The 18,038-nt window shown below is 68.3% G+C and carries 5 protein-coding genes; 4 read left to right on the top strand and 1 reads right to left on the bottom strand.

Going from position 1 to position 18,038, the window contains the following annotated elements:
- Positions 1–647 precede the first annotated feature (647 nt).
- From J2T47_RS24790 to J2T47_RS24775, 4 genes are read left to right on the top strand one after another with little or no spacing between them, the layout of a single operon-like run.
- On the top strand, positions 648–12,266 hold the full coding sequence (locus J2T47_RS24790) for an Ig-like domain-containing protein (protein ID WP_253452767.1): 11,619 nt from the start codon (positions 648–650) through the stop codon (positions 12,264–12,266).
- Between the two features lie 17 nt (positions 12,267–12,283).
- A complete protein-coding gene (locus J2T47_RS24785) occupies positions 12,284–13,528 on the top strand; it encodes a TolC family protein (protein ID WP_437181014.1) in 1,245 nt (414 codons plus the stop codon).
- Entirely contained in the window at positions 13,528–15,687 is a 2,160-nt protein-coding gene (locus tag J2T47_RS24780) for a type I secretion system permease/ATPase (protein WP_253452765.1), read from the top strand. Before J2T47_RS24785 ends, J2T47_RS24780 begins: the two co-directional genes overlap by 1 nt.
- The gene (locus J2T47_RS24775) at positions 15,677–16,867 is read left to right on the top strand and encodes an HlyD family efflux transporter periplasmic adaptor subunit (protein WP_253452763.1); all 1,191 of its coding nucleotides are present in this window, start codon (positions 15,677–15,679) and stop codon (positions 16,865–16,867) included. The genes J2T47_RS24780 and J2T47_RS24775 overlap by 11 nt, the downstream gene beginning before the upstream one ends.
- Before the next feature lie 309 nt (positions 16,868–17,176).
- Here the strand turns inward: J2T47_RS24775 and J2T47_RS24770 are convergent, their stop codons facing one another.
- Entirely contained in the window at positions 17,177–18,037 is an 861-nt protein-coding gene (locus J2T47_RS24770) for a LysR family transcriptional regulator (protein WP_253452761.1), read from the bottom strand.
- Position 18,038 lies beyond the last annotated feature (1 nt).

Raw genomic sequence — 18,038 nt, 5'->3', positions numbered from 1 at the left:
CTGATTAATTTCTCCGCTCCTGCCTATCAAGCCATGTCTGTGCAGTCGAATGCCCGAAGTTCATCAGGGGTTGCCTGAAGTTGCTCCGGTGCATTGCATCCGTGCTGCCTGGCGGAGGATATCCGCCGGGGGACAGGCTTTTTACATACGATTTTGCATGTCCGCGCGTCTATTCTGCCGCTTCGCTCTGCATCGGGCCTCTTGGTCGCGTCGCAGCCTGGGTTTGGCCTGTCCGTGCGGACAGGAATCTGCCTGATCAAGCTATCCGACGAACGGTGATTCTGTAATCCAGGGATTACGACCGTGTAAGTTATTGGCGATAGTGAAACAAGCGACTGAATATTGGCAGGAGGCCAGTCGGCAGCGCGGATCAAGTTGTCGCGGAATCCGATTCTGGCGCTGAGGCTGAAAGGGCGGTGCTTGCAGTAAATGTCAAATAGTTGTCAAAAAGCGCAGCGGCAGTGGTTACTGCCGCTATCTGCCGTTGATCAGTAAATTCTGAACTTCCGGCCCGGTGCATAGGCTACTACCTTTCGATTAAACCCTTCGTCCAAGAGCCTTCCTCCGCACTTTCGGCGCCCTGCACAGAAGCTGCTATCTCTTTCTGCCCATAAACAAAAACATTATTCCGGGCAGAGGGAATCAGCATGGCGATCCAGGCGAAGGTCGTGGCGTCTCAGGTGCAGGTGGCCACCGCCACGCAGCAGACGGTCGAAGGGAGCATCGTTCTCCAGCAGGCCAGCAACGTGGCCCTGGACGTCACTGCCGACGCAGTCGCCAGCTACCAGCAGGTCGGCGCCGACCTCGTGGTGCAGCTCAAGGACGGCGAGACCATCCGCATCGCCAACTTCTTCGCCGAAGGCCAGCCGCCCAGCCAGCTCTATCTGGTGGACGAGAAGGGCGACCTGGTAGTGACCGAGCTGGATCAGGTCGCTGCAGACGGCACCCTGATGCCCACCTACGCGGCCGAGCCCATCGATGCCGGCTTCGAATCGCTGACAGGTGCCGAAGCGGGTGCTGCCGCAGCAGGCGGTGTCGCCGGGCTGGGAACCGCCGGCACCATCCTCGCCGGTGCCGCGGTGATAGCCGGCGGTGCCGCCATCGCCAGCAGTGGTGGTGGTGGTGGTGGTGGTGGTGGTGGCGGCAGCAACCCGCCTGCACCTCCCGCACCGGCGACCGATGTCACGGTCAGCCCTGACGGCAGCATGATCTCCGGCCGTGCCACAGCGGGTTCGACCGTCGAGGTGGACGTCAACGGTGACGGCCAGCCCGACTACACCGCACCGGTGGACGGCAACGGCAACTTCCAGGTGCCGGTCAGCCCGCCGTTGAGCAATGGCGAGAATGTCACCGTGGTGGTGCGCGGGCCCAATGGCGGCGGCGCGAGTAGTGGCACTACCGTCACTGCGCCGGATACCACGGCGCCGGGCGCCGCGACGGGCGTGACGGTGTCGGACGACGGCAGCAAGGTCAGCGGCAGCGCCGAGCCGGGCTCCACCGTGAAGGTCGACACCAACGGCGACGGTATCCCCGACGCCACCGGGGTTGCCGGCTCCGACGGGCATTTCGAGATCACCCTGCCGGCTCCGGTGAACAACGGCCAGGGTGTATCGGTGACGGTGACCGACCCCGCCGGCAATACCAGCCCGCCAACCCTGGTGAACGGGCCGGACACCACGCCACCGGAACCGGCCCATGACCTGTCGATCAGTGCAGATCGCAGCGGCCTGAGCGGTATCGCCGAGCCAGGCAGTTCGTTGTCCATCGACCTGAACAATGACGGTGTCCCCGACCTGATCGTGCAGGTCGGGCCCGATGGCCGCTTCAGTCTCAACCTGGATTCGCCACTGCCAGTGGGGCAGATCGTCTCGATCATCGTCCGCGACGCCGCCGGCAACGCCAGCCCGGTTGTCAGCATCACTGCGCCGGGCGGCGGCAGCGTCCCGGCGCCGGTCATCGATCCGAGCAACGGCCACATTCTGCAAGGCACCGGCAGCCTGGGCACCACGGTGTACCTGAGCAATGCCCAGGGCACGCTGATCGGGGTTGCCGTGGTGGGTGGCGACGGGCACTGGAGCTTCACTCCGCTCACCCCGCTGGCCGACGGCACCGTGGTCAACGCTGTGGCACGCGGGCCGCAGGGGGAAAGCAGTTCCGTCAGTGTGACGGTGGATGGCATCGCGCCCGGCACGCCCAGCATCACCTCGGGCAATGCCGGCGGGCTGGAAGGCACGGCGGAGGCGGGCGCAACCGTCGTGTTGACCACTGGCAACGGTACTCCGCTGGCGACCGTCGTCGCCGATGGCAACGGCCACTGGAGCTTCCCGACCGGGTCGCCGCTGCCCAACGGCACCCAGGTCACCGTCGTCGCGAAGGACGCTGCGGGCAATCTCAGCGGCCCGGCGCAGATCACCCTGGACACCCAGCCGCCGGCCGTGCCCACCGTCAATGCGAGCAATGGCGGGCTGTTCAGCGGCGTTGCGGAAGCCGGCAGCACGGTCCTGCTGCTCGACGCGAATGGTCAGGTTATTGCTCAGGCCCAGGCCGATGGCAGCGGCAACTGGCAATTCACCTTCAACCCGCCGCTGGGCAATGGCACGTCGGTGTCGGTCACCGCTACGGATGCCGCCGGCAACACCGGGCCAGCCGCCAGCGTCACGGTGGATTCGAGCATTCCCTCGGTGCCCACCGTCGACCCGAGCAACGGCCTGAGCATCAGCGGGTCGGCGGATGCCGGGGACCGGGTGGAGATTCGCGACGCCAACGGCAATCTGATCGCCGCCATCACTGCCGATGGCGACGGGCACTGGAGCTTCACCCCCGGCGTGCAGTTCCCCGATGGCACCCAGTTGCAGGTTGTCGCGGTGGACCCGCAGAGCGGTCAGCAGAGCCAGGTGGTCAACCTGGTCGTCGATGGGGTGGCGCCCGATGCGCCCCAGGTGGACGTCAGCAACGGCATCGTTCTCAGTGGTATCGCCGAGCCCGGCAGCCTGGTGACCCTCACCGACAACCTGGGCAACCCCATTGGCCAGGTCCGCGCCGACGGCGTCAGTGGCGCGTGGTCTTTCACTCCCGGAGCCTCGCTGCCCGACGGAGCGGTGGTGGTGGTCCGGGCCATCGACGCCGCCGGTAACCCCAGCCCGCCCACCAGTGTCGTGGTGGACGCTGTCGCGCCGCCACCGCCGCAGGTCAATGCCAGCAATGGTCTGAGCTTCAGTGGCAGCGCAGAGCAGGGCGCCACCGTGATCATCCTCGATGCCAATGGCAATCCCATCGGCCAGGTTACGGCCGACGCCGGCACCGGGCAGTGGAGCTTCACGCCGCCGTCGGCCTTGCCCAACGGCACGCAGATTTCCGTGGTTGCCCGCGACGCTGCCGGTAACGTTGGCCAGCCGACTCCGCTGATCGTCGATCGCCAGGCGCCCGATGCACCGCAGATCGACGCGAGCAATGGCGACGTACTGCATGGCAGCGCCGAGCCGGGAAGCACGGTGACGCTCACCGATGGCAACGGCAATCCCATCGCCCAGGTGGTGGCCGACCCGGTCACCGGGGACTGGTCGTTCACCCCGGGCACACCGCTGGGCAACGGTACGCAGGTGAACGCCACCGCGACGGACGCGGCGGGCAACGTCAGCCAGGTCGGGCAGATCACCGTCGACAACCTGCCGCCCAATGCGCCCTCGGCCGGGCCGAGCAACGGCACGCAGATCAGCGGGACCGCCGAGCCGGGCAGCACCGTGGTGATCATGGACGCCTCCGGCCAGCCCCTGGGTGAGGCGGCGGTGGGCCTCAATGGCTTCTGGTTGTTCCGCTTCAGTCAGGCATTGCCCACCGGCTTCGTGCTGCGCCTGGCGGTGCGCGATGCGGCGGGTAACGTCGGTGCGGAAACCACCACGACGGTGGACAGTAACCTGACCACGCCGCCGACACCGGATGCGAGCAACGGCAGTGTCATCAGCGGCACCGCCGAGGCCGGCCAGCAGGTGATAGTGCGCGATGCCAATGGCAACGAGATCGGCCGCACCACCGCCGATGGCGACGGCAACTGGAGCGTCACGCCGGCTTCGCCGCTGGCCAACGGTACCGACTACCAGGTGGTCGCCGTCGACCCGGTCAGCGGCCATGAAAGCGTGCCCATCGTCGGCACGGTGGATTCCGTGGCGCCGGCTGCGCCCACCATCAACGGCAGCACGGGTACTACCCTGACGGGCACGGCGGAGCCGGGCTCTACGGTCACGCTGAGCGACGGTAACGGCAACCCCATCGCCGTGGTCACGGCAGACGGCAACGGCCAGTGGACTTTCACGCCCGGTACGGCCTTGCCTAATGGCACGCTGGTCAATGTCACTGCGACCGACGCGGCCGGCAATGTCAGCCAGCCGGCAAACACTACGGTGGATTCCGTCGCACCGCCTGCGCCGCAGGTGGATCCGAGCAATGGCCAGTTGCTGACCGGCACCGCCGAGGCGAACGCCACGGTGATCATCCGCGACGCCGGCGGCAACGTGATCGGCGAGGCCGTCGCCGATGGCGGCGGTGTCTGGAGCTTCGCTCCGCAGCCGGCGCTGGCCGACGGCACCCAGGTGACGGTGATGGCCCGCGACGCGGCGGGCAACGAAAGCGGCACCGTTGGCGTGACCGTGGACGCACAGCCGCCAGCCGCGCCGGTGGTCACCCCCAGCACCGGCGCCGAGCTGAGCGGTACCGCCGAGCCCAACGCGCAGGTGGTGGTGATCTCTGCCAACGGCCAGGTCATCGCCGAGGTGCCGGTCGGCCCCGGCGGCACCTGGAGTTACACCCCGAGCACGCCGTTGCCCGATGGCGCGACCCTGAGCGTCGTCGCGGTGGACTCCTCCGGCAACCGCAGCGGCACCACCACGGTGACCATCGACAGCACGCCACCGGCCGACCCGGTGGTAAACCCCGGCAACGGCACGCAGGTCAGCGGCACTGCCGAACCGGGCAGCACCGTCACGGTAACCGACAGCAACAACAACCCGGTGGGCCAGACCACCGCCGATGGCCAGGGCAACTGGAGCATCACCCCGGCGTCGCCGTTGCCCGATGGCAGCAGCGTGACCGTGGTCGCCACCGACCCCGCCGGCAATGCCAGCAACGGCACCACGGTGATCATCGACACCAGTGCGCCGACGACTCCCGCCGCTGCGCCGAGCAACGGCACCGTGCTCAGCGGCACGGGGGAAGACGGCAGCACGCTGGTGTTCACTGATGGCGCCGGCAATGCGCTGGGGCAGGTCACGGTGGGCGCGGGTGGCAACTGGACCTTCACCCCGGACCAGCCCCTGGCCGACGGCACCGTGGTGACCATCGTCGCCCGCGATGCTGCCGGTAACGAGAGCGGGCCGGTGCAGGTGACGGTGGATTCCAGCGCCCCCGGCACTCCAACCCTCGACCCGAGCAACGGCCTGGCACTGGGCGGCACCGGCGAGATCGGCAGCACGGTCATCGTCAGCGTCGCCGGCAGTGAAGTGGCCCGCGTGCAGGTCGGCCCGGACGGGCGCTGGAGCTACACGCCGGGGAGCCCGATCGCCGATGGCACGGCCATCTCGGTGCAGGGCACCGACGCGGCCGGCAACACCACGCCGATTGTCAGCGGTAGCGTGGACGGCGTCGCTCCCGGTGCCCCGGACATCAACCCGAGCAACGGCACCACCTTCACCGGCACCGCCGAGGCGGGCAGCACGGTGATACTCAGCGGGCCGAACGGCGAGATTGGTCGTGCACTGGCCGATGGCGAAGGCCACTGGACCTTCACCGCCACCACGCCGGTAGGCAATGGCGTGACCGTCAGCGCGGTGGCACAGGACGCCGCCGGCAACACCAGCGGCAGCGACAGCGTGGTGGTGGACTCTTCCGCGCCAGCGGCCCCGAGCATCGACCCGAGCAACGGCACGCTGATCACCGGCACTTCCGAGATCGCCAGCACCATCACCCTCGTCTACGCCAACAATGTCCTGATCGGCCAGGCCACGACCGATCCGGACGGCAACTGGACCTTCACCCCGAATCCGCCGCTGGCCGATGGCACGAAGATCGACGTGATCGCCCAGGACGCCGCCGGTAACGCCAGCTCGGTGGCGAGCATCATCATCGATGCCACGCCGCCGGCGGCGCCTGTGGTCGCGGCGAGCAACGGCAGTGTGCTCACGGGCACCGCCGAGCCCGGCAGCAGCGTGACCATCAGCCGTGGCGGCGTCGAGCTGGGCAGCGCGACCGCCGACCCGGTGACGGGGCAGTGGAGCATCACTCCGACGAGCGCCGTCGGCAACGGGGATGTCCTGCAGGTCGCCGCGCGCGATGCAGCGGGCAACATCAGCCAGCCGACCGCAGTTACCATCGACGCTGTGCCGCCGGGGCAGCCCGTCATCAACGCCACCAACGGCGCCCTGCTGTCAGGAACCGCCGAGGCCGGCAGCACCGTGCTGCTCAGCGACGGCAGCGGCAATCCGCTGGGAACGGCTGTCGCCGATGCCAACGGCCACTGGAGCCTGACGCCAACCAGCCCCTTGCCCGACGGCACCACGGTGAACGCCCTGGCCCAGGATGCCGCCGGCAACCAGGGCCCGTCGCAGAGCGTGGTGGTCGACAACACCTTGCCGGATGCGCCGATCATCAATGCCAGCAACGGCAGTGTGATCTCCGGCACCGCCGTGCCCGGCGCGGAAGTCGTGCTGAGCGATGGCAGCGGCAACGAGATCACCCGCGTCATTGCGGACCCCATCAGCGGCCAATGGAGCTATGTACCCGGCTTGCCCCTGGCCAATGGCACCGAAGTGGTGGCCGTGGCGGTAGTCGAGGGCCGCACCAGCGGCGTCAGTGCCATCACCATCGACGCCGTGGCGCCCGACGCGCCGACCATAGTCCCGAGCAACGGCACCGAGCTGAGCGGCACCGCCGAGGCCGGCAGCACGGTGATCCTCGCCGATGGCAACGGCGACCCCGTGGGGCAGACCGTCGCCGATGGCAGCGGGCACTGGAGCTTCTCCCCCGTCGCGCCGCTGGCCAACGGCACGGTGGTCAACGTCGTCGCGCAGGATGCCGCCGGCAACGTCAGTGCGCGCGCCAGCACCACGGTGGATTCGGTGGCGCCCATCGCCCCGACCCTCAACGCCAGCAATGGCAACGTGGTGACCGGCAGCGCCGAGCCAGGCGCCACGGTCCTCCTCACCGATGGCAACGGCAGCCCCCTCGGCCAGGTGGTCGCCGATGCCACTACCGGGCAGTGGAGCTTCACGCCCAACCCGCCGCTGGTGGGTGGCACTACGGTGAATGCCGTGGCCCAGGACGCGGCCGGCAATACCAGTACCCTGGCCAACACCGTGGTCGACACCACTGCGCCGACCACACCGACCATCCTGCCCAGCAACGGCAGCGTGCTCAGCGGCACCGGCGAGGCCGGATCGAGCATCGTGCTCACCGACGGCAACGGCAATCCCATCGCCCAGGTCAGCGTCGATGGCAACGGCAAGTGGACCTACACGCCAGCGTCAGCTCTGCCCAACGGCACCACGGTCAACGCTGTCTCGGTGGATGCGGCCGGCAACCAGAGCTCGTCGGTCAACACCGTGGTGGACACCACGGCGCCGGCCGACCCGACCATCAACCTCAGCAACGGCACACTGCTCACCGGCACCGCCGAAGCCAATGCGCTGGTGCTGCTGAGCGACGGCAGCGGCAATCCCATCGGGCAGGTGCGCGCCGACGCCAACGGCGCCTGGAGCCTGGCGGTCAGCCCGGCTCTGGCCAACGGCACCGTGGTCAGCGCCCAGGCCAAGGACGCCGCCGGCAACACCAGCAACAGCGTCAGCACCACGGTGGACTCGGTGGCACCCGTCGCACCGACCATCGCGGTGAGCAACGGCGCCGAACTGCACGGTACGGCGGAGAACAACGCCACCGTGCTGCTCACCGACGGCAACGGCAATCTGATCGGCCAGACCACTACCAACGGCAGCGGCAACTGGACCTTCACTCCCGGCACCGCGCTGGCCAACGGCACGGTGGTCAACGCCGTGGCCAGGGATGCCACCGGCAACACCAGCGTCGCAGCCACCACCACAGTGGATAGCGTGGCGCCGCCCACCCCGACCATCAATGCCAGCAACGGCACGCTGCTCACGGGTACTGCCGAGGCCGACGCCACGGTCATCCTCACCGATGGCAACGGCAACCCCATCGCCCAGGTGACGGCCAATGGCTCCGGGGAGTGGTCCTTCGCGCCCGGCGTAGCGCTGCCCGATGGCACCGTGGTCAACGTCGTGGCGCAGGACGCCGCCGGCAACACCAGTGGTTCTGCCAGCACCACGGTGGACGCCGTGGCGCCGGCCAGCCCGACCATCGATCCGAGCAATGGTGTGCACATCACCGGCACTGCCACGGCCGGCGTCACCGTGGTGCTCACCGATGGTGGCGGCAACCCCATCGGCACCACCGTCGCCGACGGCGCCGGCAACTGGTCCTTCGACCCGTCCACGCCGCTGGGCAATGGCGTGGTGATCCAGGCGGCCAGCCGCGATGCCGTGGGCAACACCAGCGGCTCGGTCAGCACCACGGTCGACAACGTCGCACCGCCGCCACCGACCATCGAACCCAGCAACGGCACCGAACTGGCCGGCACGGCCGAGGCCAATGCCACCGTTGTCCTCACCGACGGCAACGGCAACCTCATCGGCACCACCGTCGCCAACGGCAGCGGCGACTGGGAGTTCACCCCGAGCCCGACGCTGGCCAACGGCACCACGGTCACCGCCGTGGCCCAGGATGCCGCCGGCAACACCAGCGGCTCCGCGTCCACCGTGGTCGATAGCCAGCCGCCGCAGCCACCGGTGATCGACCCCAGCAACGGCACGCTGCTCAGCGGCACTGCCGAACTGGGCGTCACCGTGGTGCTCAGCGTCGATGGCGTGGAGCTGGCGCGGGTGGCGGTGCAGGGCGATGGCACCTGGTCGTTCCCGGTGCCCTCGGCGCTGGCCAACGGCACAGTCGTGGACGCCGTGACGGTGGACGCCACGGGCAACCTGAGCGCGAGCGTCAGCGTCACCATCGATGCCCTGGCGCCGCTGGCGCCCACCGTAACGCCCAGCGATGGCGCGGTGCTGGCGGGTACTGCCGAAGCCAACGCGACGGTCTTCCTGCGCGACGGCCTGGGCAACCTGATCGGTTCGGTCCAGGCCGATGCCAACGGCAACTGGCACTTTGTGCCGGACTCACCGCTGGGCGACGGCCTGGAAGTGGTGATCAGCGCTCGCGACGCGGTCGGCAACGTCAGCCTGACGACCAGCGTCGTCATCGATGCCAGCCTGCCGGCGGTGCCGGTCATCGCACCGAGCAACGGCACGGTCATCAGCGGCACCGCCGAAGCCAACGCAACGATCATCCTGACTACGACTGGCGGCCTGCCCATTGGCCAGGTCAACGCCGATGTCAATGGCAACTGGAGCTTCACTCCCGGCACGCCGCTGGCCGATGGCACCGTGATCAACGCTGTCGCCCGCGATGCCAGCAACAACCTCAGTGGCGTCGCGACGCTGGTGGTGGACGCGGTGGCCCCGAACGTGCCGGTGGTCTCGCCGAGCAATGGCAGCCAGATCCTCGGCACGGCGGAGGCCGGCAGCACGGTGGTGCTCAGTGTGGGTGGCGTGTCCATCGCCCAGGTCGTTGCCGACGGCACCGGGCACTGGACCTACAGCCCCGGTGTGCCCCTGGCCAACGGCGTGCAGGTCAGCGTGGTGGCCAAGGATGCGACGGGCAACACCAGCATCGCGGCGGTCGTCACGGTGGACAGCGTCGCGCCCAATACGCCGACCATCGCCGCCAGCAACGGCATCACCTTCACCGGCACCGCCGAAGCCAATTCGACAGTGATCATCAGCGGCGCCAATGGCGCGCTGCTCGGTCAGGTCACGGCCAATGCCAGCGGTATCTGGACCTTCAACCCGAGCACACCGGTGGGCAATGGCGTGGTAGTCAGCGCGGTGGCCAAGGATGCCGCCGGCAACGTCAGCCTGATTGCCGCCACCACCACGGTGGATGCCCAGCCACCCGCGTTGCCGGTGGTCAATCCGAGCAACGGCGCGCTGCTGGCCGGTACTGCCGAGGCGGGTGCCACGGTGGTACTCAGCGTGGCCGGCAACATCATCGGCCAGGTCACCGCCAATGCCCAGGGCCAGTGGAGCTTCGCCCCCGGCGTGGCGCTGGCCAATGGCGTGCAGGTCAGCGTGGTGGCCAAGGATGCCGTGGGCAACACCAGCATCGCCGCCAGCGTCACGGTGGATGCCGTGGCGCCGACCGCGCCGGTGGTTGCGCCCAGCAACGGCAGCGTGCTCAGCGGCACGGCGGAGATCGGTTCGACGGTGATCCTCAAGGTCGGCGGCGCGATCATCGCCCAGGTCACCGCCGATGCCACCGGCAACTGGAGCTTCACCCCCGGCAGCCCGCTGGCGAACAACACCCAGGTCAGCGTCACGGCCAAGGACGCCGCCGGCAACACCAGCGTAGCGACGACCATCGGTGTCGATAGCGTGGCGCCGGTCGCACCCAGCGGCCTGAGCGTGACCGCCAACGGCACGGTGCTCTCCGGCATCGCCGAGGCCAACAGCACGGTGAAGGTGATCATCAACGGCGACGCGGCCAATCCGATTACCGTGCAGGCCAACGGCAGCGGCAACTTCACCGTCAACCTCAGCCCGGCGCTGACGGCGGGGCAATTGCTGACGGTCAACGCGGTGGATGCCGCCGGCAACGCCGGGGCTGCCATCCAGATCCAGGCGCCGGACCTCACGCGCCCGCTGCTGACCATCGCCGAAGCCGCCGACGGCTACATCAACAAGGCCGAGCTGGCCGACGGTATCCAGGTGCGCGTCGGCCTGACTGCCGGCGCCCGCGCCGGGCAGACCCTGACCCTGCGCTACAACGGCCCCGGCGGCTATACCTTCAGCCAGGCCCATGTGCTCACGGCGGCGGAAATCACCGCTGGCGTTGTGCTGGTGACCATGCTCCCGGCGGCCGGCGTGGCGGCGATCCCGCAGGGCGCGGCAACCGTCACCGCCGACGTCAACGGCGGGCTGACGGCGACCCCGGCCAGCTTCACCCTCGACACCATCGCGCCGACCGCGCCGGTACTGTCGCTGGCCGGCAACCTGCTGGGTATCAGCGGCGAGGCGAACAGCACGCTGACCGTGGACGTCAATGTCGCCGGGCTGAGCTCGCATACCGAACTGTCTGCCGGCAGCACTGGCCTGGGCTCGCTGGACCTGCTCACCGGGCTGAGCGGCATGGCCCTGACCTGGGATCAACTGCTCGACGCCAGCATCTCGGTGGCGTCCCGCGATGCCGCCGGCAACGTCAGCGGAGCAGCGCTGGGGCTGAACCTGGAGAACGTGCTCGCGCAGAACACCGTGACCATCGGCGGGCTCGGCCTGGCCGTGGGCCTGCTGCCTCCCGTACTGGGAGTCAGCGGCACGGCGATCGCGGGCGGCAGCCTGGCGGTGCAGGTAATCACGCCGCTGGTCAATGTGACTCTGCATCCGATAGTCGACTCCACCGGGCACTTCACCATCAACCTGCTGGCGCCGGACCTGCTCGCCCAGCTTGGGCTGTCGGTCACGGGGCTGCTCAACCTCGGCAGCCAGCTGAGTCTGCAACTGGTTGCCTATGACGCTGCCGGGCACCAGAGCTCGACCTATGGCCTGTCGCTTACCGGCTCCGGTCTGAGCCTGGCGATCGGCGAGGTCAGCGTCACCGGCACGGCGGGCGCCGACGTGTTCGTCGGCCAGAGCGGCGCCGAGCACTTCTACGGCAACGCCGGGGCGGACCTGTTCCTGCATGTCGGTACCAACGACATAGTCCAGGCCGGCGACGGCAACGACACCATCCAGCTGCAGGCGACCAACTTCAAGAGCATCGACGGGGGCACCGGTTTCGACACGATCATGCTCGACCACGGCATCAGCCTGAACTACGGCGCGCTCGGCACCGGCACCTGGACCAACATCGAGCGCGTCGACATGGGCAAGGGCGACACCGGCGGCAGCCTGACCCTCACCGCCGCCCAGGTGGATGCGGTGACCGATGCCAACAACGTCCTGCAGGTGACCGGCGACAGCAACGACACCCTGACCGTGAGAGGGGCGGTCGACACCGGGGTCAACCAGGTCCATAGCGGCATCAGCTATGACGTCTACACCTTCGGCAACACCACGCTGCTGGTGGAGGAGAACACCGTCCACGTCGTCGTGTCCTGAACAAGGAAAACAATTGGATGACATTACGCAACGCCTGGCTGTACGGCCTGCTGCTGGTGAGCGCGGCAGGCCAGGGGCAGACACTGGAGGAAGCCGTGCGCGCCGGCCTTGCCATCCATCCCGAAGTCCGCGCCGCGGTGGCGGAAGCGGAGCGCGGCAGGACCGATGTGGAAATCAGCAAGGGCGGCTACTACCCGCAGGTGAGTATGTCTGGCGGGCCCAACGAGTTCGACTTCGGTGAGGTGGTCTACGACCTTACCGCGTCCCAGATGCTCTATGACTGGGGCAAGATGAAGAGCAAGGTGGACAGCGCCAAGGCCAGCCACCGCCAGCTCGACGAGACCGCGCTGGTGAGCCGCGAGGATGCGGCGCTGGACATCACCGAGACCTACCTCGACGTGCTCGCCGCCCAGGCGCGGATCGAGACGGTGCGCGAGCACATCCAGCGCCTGGGTGACATCCGCGAGATGACGCGCGCGCGCGGCGGCGACGGTTATTCCGACCGCAGCGAACTGGACCGCGCCAACCTGGAGCTGTCCCGCGCCCAGGAACAGCTGGCCCTGGAGAAGGGCAGCCTGCAGGACGCCCGCAACCAGTACGAGGTGCTGGTCGGCAAGCCGCCGGCCGACCTCGCCGAACCGGAGCCCCTGTCCATGCAACGCTACCTGGCGGGCAACGACATGAATCGCCTGATCCTCGACAGCCCGTTGTACCGCAAGGCCGCCGAAGACGCCGAAGTGGCCGAGGCCAAGCTGCGCGAGAGCAAGGCCTCGCTGCTGCCGCAGGTGAACCTGGAAGCCTCGACCCTGCGTCGTGAGATCGGCGGACAGCTGGAGAACGACTCGGTGGTGTCGCTGCGCCTGCGCATGGATACCTTCGAGGGGATCTCCAACTTCCGCCGGCCCACCGCCGCCCAGCAGCACCTCGAATCCACCCGCTGGACCCGCGATGCCATGCAGCGCGACATCAGGCGCAAGCTGCAGACCCTCTTCGACACCGACGACACCTTGCGCTGGCGCCAGGAATCGCTGGTGGCTCAGGTGCGTGAATCGAGCGATGTCAGCGGCGTCTACCGCGACCAGTTCGAAGTCGGCCGGCGCGATGTGATCGACCTGCTCAACGTGCAGCGCGAGCGCTTCGAGGCCGAACGCCAGCTGGCCAACCTGCGCTTCGAACGCAAGCGCGTGGAGTACCGCGCCGCCGCGCAGGTCGGCCTGCTCGGGCCGCTGCTGGAAAACCACCTGGCCCCGGGAGCCTCCTGATGAACGCCGAGAATGTCGTATTGCTGGCGGACCACGAGGCCGAGGCCGATCCGCTGCGCCAGGGACTTTCCCTGCTCTGCCGCCAGCTGGGCCGGCCGCTGGGCATCGCCGAACTGGGGGAGGGCATGCCGCTGCAGCAGGGCCGCCTGCCGCTGCGATTCGTGCCCCGAGCCCTGCGTCGCGCGGACATCGTCGCGCGGGTCGAACGTCTGGCACTGGCAAAAATGGACAACTATCTGCTGCCGGCGCTTTTGCTGCTCGAAGACGGCGGTACTTTGGTGCTCTGCGAGCAGGATGCACAGACGGCCAGCGTGCTGGTGCCGCACAGCGATGGCGGTGTCGAGCGGATTGCGCTGGCGGAGCTGGAGCAGCGCTACAGCGGCGTGGCGATCTTCGCCAAGTGCCGCTACCGCGCGGACGGGCGCGTCGGCGACTTTGCCAGGCGTGAGCCGGACCACTGGTTCTTCGGCCCGCTGAAGCGACTCTGGCGCTCCTATTTCGAAGTCGCCATGGCGGCGATGATGGCCAACCTGCTGGCGATTGCTTCGGCATTGTTCGCCATGCAGGTGTATGACCGCGTGGTACCCAACGCGGCCATGGACACCTTGTGGATACTCGCCTCCGGCGTGGGTCTGGCCATCGTGCTGGAAGGCGTGATCCGGGGGTTGCGCGGGCACCTGCTGACCACCATGGGCAAGCGCATCGACCTGCAGCTTTCCACGCTGCTGTTCGAACGCGTGCTCAACACCCGGCTGGCGGCCAAGCCCGGCTCGGTGGGCGCGTTCAGCACCCAGGTGCGCGAGTTCGAGGGCGTGCGCGAATTCTTCACCGCTTCCAGCGCGGCGCTGATCAGCGACCTGCCGTTCGTGCTGCTGTTCCTGCTGATCATTGCGCTGATCGGCGGGCACCTGGTCTGGGTGCCGGCGGTGGCGGCGCTGCTGATGTTGCTGCCCGGGCTGTTCTGCCAGGGCCTGCTGGCGCGGCTGTCGCGGGAGAACCTGCGTGAGGGCGCGGTGAAGAACGGCATCCTGCTGGAGTCCATCGAGAACCTCGAATCGGTCAAGGCTACCCGCGCCGAGGGCCGCTGCCTGCACCTCTGGGAAAACCTCACCGCGCAACTGGCTGGCAACGCCATGCGTACCCATACGCTGACCACTGCGCTGTCCTACGGCGCGAGCATCGTCCAGCAACTGTGCTATGTCGGCGTGGTGGTGTTCGGCGTTTACCGCATCAGCGAGGGCGAACTGAGCGTCGGCGCGCTGGTGGCCTGTTCCATCCTCGCCGCCCGCGCCGTGGCGCCGCTGTCCCAGGCCGCCGGTATCCTCGGTCGCTGGCAGCACACCAGGGTCGCCATGGAAGGGCTGGACCAGTTGATGAAGGCGCCCATGGAGCGCCCGCAGGACAAGCGCTTCGTGCGCAAGGAACGCCTCGCCGGGCACTACCGCCTGGAGGCCCTGAAGCTGGCCCACGGCGAGAATCCGCCGGCGGTGGACATCGCCGCACTGGAGATCCGCCCCGGCGAGCGCATCGCGCTGCTGGGTGGCAACGGCGCCGGCAAGTCGACCCTGCTGCGCCTGCTGGCCGGGCTCTACGACGCGCAATCCGGCCGGCTCCTGCTGGATGACGTGGCCATCGCGCAGATCGACCCTTCCGATCGTCGCCGCCACATTGGCTACCTGCCGCAGGATGTGGCGCTGTTCTACGGCACCCTGCGCGACAACCTCAACCTGGAGGGCGCGGCGATCAGCGACGAGGAAATGTTCGAAGCGCTGGATGGCGTCGGCCTGGGCGATTTCGTTCGCTCGCACCCGCTGGGGCTCGACCTGCCGCTGCTGGGCAACGGCAGCCTCTCCGGCGGCCAGCGCCAGGCCGTGGGACTTGCCCGCATCCTGTTGCAGGACCCGCCCGTGGTGCTGCTCGACGAGCCCACCGCGACCTTCGACCAGAGCACCGAGCTGCACGTCATCGGCTACCTGCAGCGCTGGCTGGAAGGCCGCACGCTGATCATGACCACGCACAAGAAGACCATGCTCGCCGTGGCCAGCCGCGCCGTGGTGCTCAGCCAGGGCAAGGTGGTGATGGACGGCACCCTCGACCAGATCGTCAAGGACCGCACGGTGCACATCCCCGGACAGGAGGGAGCCTCCCATGGCCAGTGAAACCCGCGCCGCCGAACGCCTGCGCCGCGAGCTGCAGGACCCGCTGCTGGCCGCCAGCCACCCGGTATCGCGACCCTTGTTGTGGGCGCTGCTGCTGAGCCTGATCGCCGCCGTCGCCTGGGCGGCCTGGGCGCAACTGGACGAAGTCACCCGCGGCGATGGCCGGGTGGTGCCGTTCAGTCGCATGCAGAAGATCCAGAGCCTGGAGGGTGGCATCCTCGACCGCCTGCTGGTGCAGGAGGGCGAGCTGGTGCAGGTCGGCCAGCCGCTGGTGCGCCTGGACCGCACGCATTTCGAGACGTCCTGGCAGGAGGCGGCCAACCAGGCCGAGGTGCTGGGCGCCGCCATCGCCCGGCTGGACGCGGAAGTGATGGGTCAGGACCACATCGTATTCCCAGCAGGCATGCCCGCCGACGGCCCGGTGGCACGCTCCGAGCGCGAGCTGTTCAAGTCGCGTCGCGACAAGCTGGAAGAGAACACCCGCTCGCTGCAGCAGCAGATTCGCCTGGCGCAGAGCCAGCTGGCGCTGGTCAAGCCGCTGGTGGAGCGCCGCGCAGTGAGCCAGATGGAAGCGCTCAAGCTGAGCCAGGACATCGCCACCCTGAGCGGCAAGCTCACCGAGCTGAAGAACACCTATTTCCAGGATGCCTACACCGAGCGGCAGGAGAAGAAGGCCCAGCTGGCGCAGATCGAGCCCATCGTCCAGCAGCGCAAGGACCAGCTGCGCCGCACGGAAATCCTCTCGCCGGTACGCGGGCGGGTGAACACCGTGCTGATCAGCACCCGCGGCGGCGTGGTGCAGCCCGGCGAGCCGATCATGGAGGTGATCCCGGTGGAGGATCGCCTGCTGGTGGAAGCCAAGGTCAAGCCGCGCGACGTGGCCTTCCTGGTGCCGGGCATGCCGGCCAAGGTCAAGATCACCGCCTACGACTACAGCATCTACGGTGATTTGAAGGGCACCCTGGAACAGATCAGCGCCGACACGATCGAAGAAGATACGGTGCACGGCAAGGAGTACTACTACCAGGTGCTGATCAAGACCGACGGCAGCCAGCTGATGCGCAACGGCGAGGTGCTGCCGATCATCCCCGGCATGGTCGCCGAGGTGGACATCCTCAGCGGCAAGCGCAGCGTGCTGAACTACCTGCTGCGGCCGTTGCTCAAGGCGCGGTTGATGTAACCGCGGCTGATAAGGTAGCCGCGTAGGGCGCATAACCCGGAACGGGTTATCCGCCGAAATGGCGGATAACGCCTGGGGCGTTATGCGCCCTACGTATCAGCGTCGAGGGTTTGCGGACTTTGTCCGCGAGGACTTCATGAACACGGAAACACCCGGCATACGCCTCCTTCCCCTGACAGGGAAGGGCCGGGAACCTGGGGAGGTCAAGGCGTGGCACCTGTAGGGGCGAGCCTGCCTGCCATGGTTGTCCGGGCGGGGCTTGCGGGCGGGCTCGCTCTTACGGCGGCCGGCAGCATCCGCACAACGGGCTCAGATCATCGGGTCCCAGCGCTGCGACCAGTCCGGGTCCTGCGCCACCACCTCGCGCAGCAGCGCGAAAGCCTGCTGCAGCGCCTGCGAATCGCGGTCCCGCGAATACACCAGATAGGTCGGGTAGCTGAACTCCGGCGCCTTGGGCACCCGGCGCAGCACCTTGCGGTCCAGATAGCTCTGCACCACCCGCGTACGGAAGTAACCCGAGCCGCCGTTCTCCAGGATGTACTGCAACGCCAGCGGGCCGAGGTTGAACGACACCGGTGCCTTGGACAGTTCCGGCAGGGCGCTGTCGTGCTGCTGGCGGAAGCCTTCGCCCCAGTCGATGTAGACATAGGGCTCGGGGTTCTGCGCGCGCACCAGGATCAGCTTCTCCTCCAGCAACTGTTCCACCTGCATCCCCGGCCAGTAGGTCGGCTGGTAGACCAGGGCGGCGTCGAGCACACCCAGCTCCAGCTGGCGCAGCAGGCTCTGGCCGTCGCCGATCTCGGCGCGCACCGCGTGGTCGCCGATGGTCTGGCGGATACGGCTGACCCAGCGCAGCATCAGCGGGTTGCACAGGCTCACCTCGCCACCGATGTGCAGCACGTTGTGGATGCCCTCGGGCAATGGCAGGTCGCGCTGGGCGGCCTCCCAGGTCTGCAGGATCTGGTTGGCGTAGGTGACGAAGGCCTCGCCGTCCGGGGTCAACCTGGCGCCGGCGCGGTTGCGCACGAACAGCGTGCAGTTGAGGTGTGCCTCCAGCTTCTGCACCCGCGCGGTGATCGCGGTCTGGGTGACGTGCATGCGTTCGGCGGCGGCCACGAAGCTGCCGTGGCGGACGATTTCCAGGAAGGTGCGGGTGAGGTCGATGTCCATG

The sequence above is a fragment of the Pseudomonas nitroreducens genome (assembly GCF_024170165.1).
In the GTDB taxonomy this organism is placed as follows: domain Bacteria; phylum Pseudomonadota; class Gammaproteobacteria; order Pseudomonadales; family Pseudomonadaceae; genus Pseudomonas; species Pseudomonas nitroreducens_C.
This window is presented reverse-complemented; position numbering and strand designations above follow the sequence as displayed.

Coding starts and splice junctions, on each gene's coding strand:
- J2T47_RS24790 (WP_253452767.1), top strand. CDS start 648: ATGGCGATCCAGGCGAAGGTCGTGGCGTCTCAGGTGCAGGTGGCCACC.
- J2T47_RS24785 (WP_437181014.1), top strand. CDS start 12,284: ATGACATTACGCAACGCCTGGCTGTACGGCCTGCTGCTGGTGAGCGCG.
- J2T47_RS24780 (WP_253452765.1), top strand. CDS start 13,528: ATGAACGCCGAGAATGTCGTATTGCTGGCGGACCACGAGGCCGAGGCC.
- J2T47_RS24775 (WP_253452763.1), top strand. CDS start 15,677: ATGGCCAGTGAAACCCGCGCCGCCGAACGCCTGCGCCGCGAGCTGCAG.
- J2T47_RS24770 (WP_253452761.1), bottom strand. CDS start 18,037: ATGGACATCGACCTCACCCGCACCTTCCTGGAAATCGTCCGCCACGGC.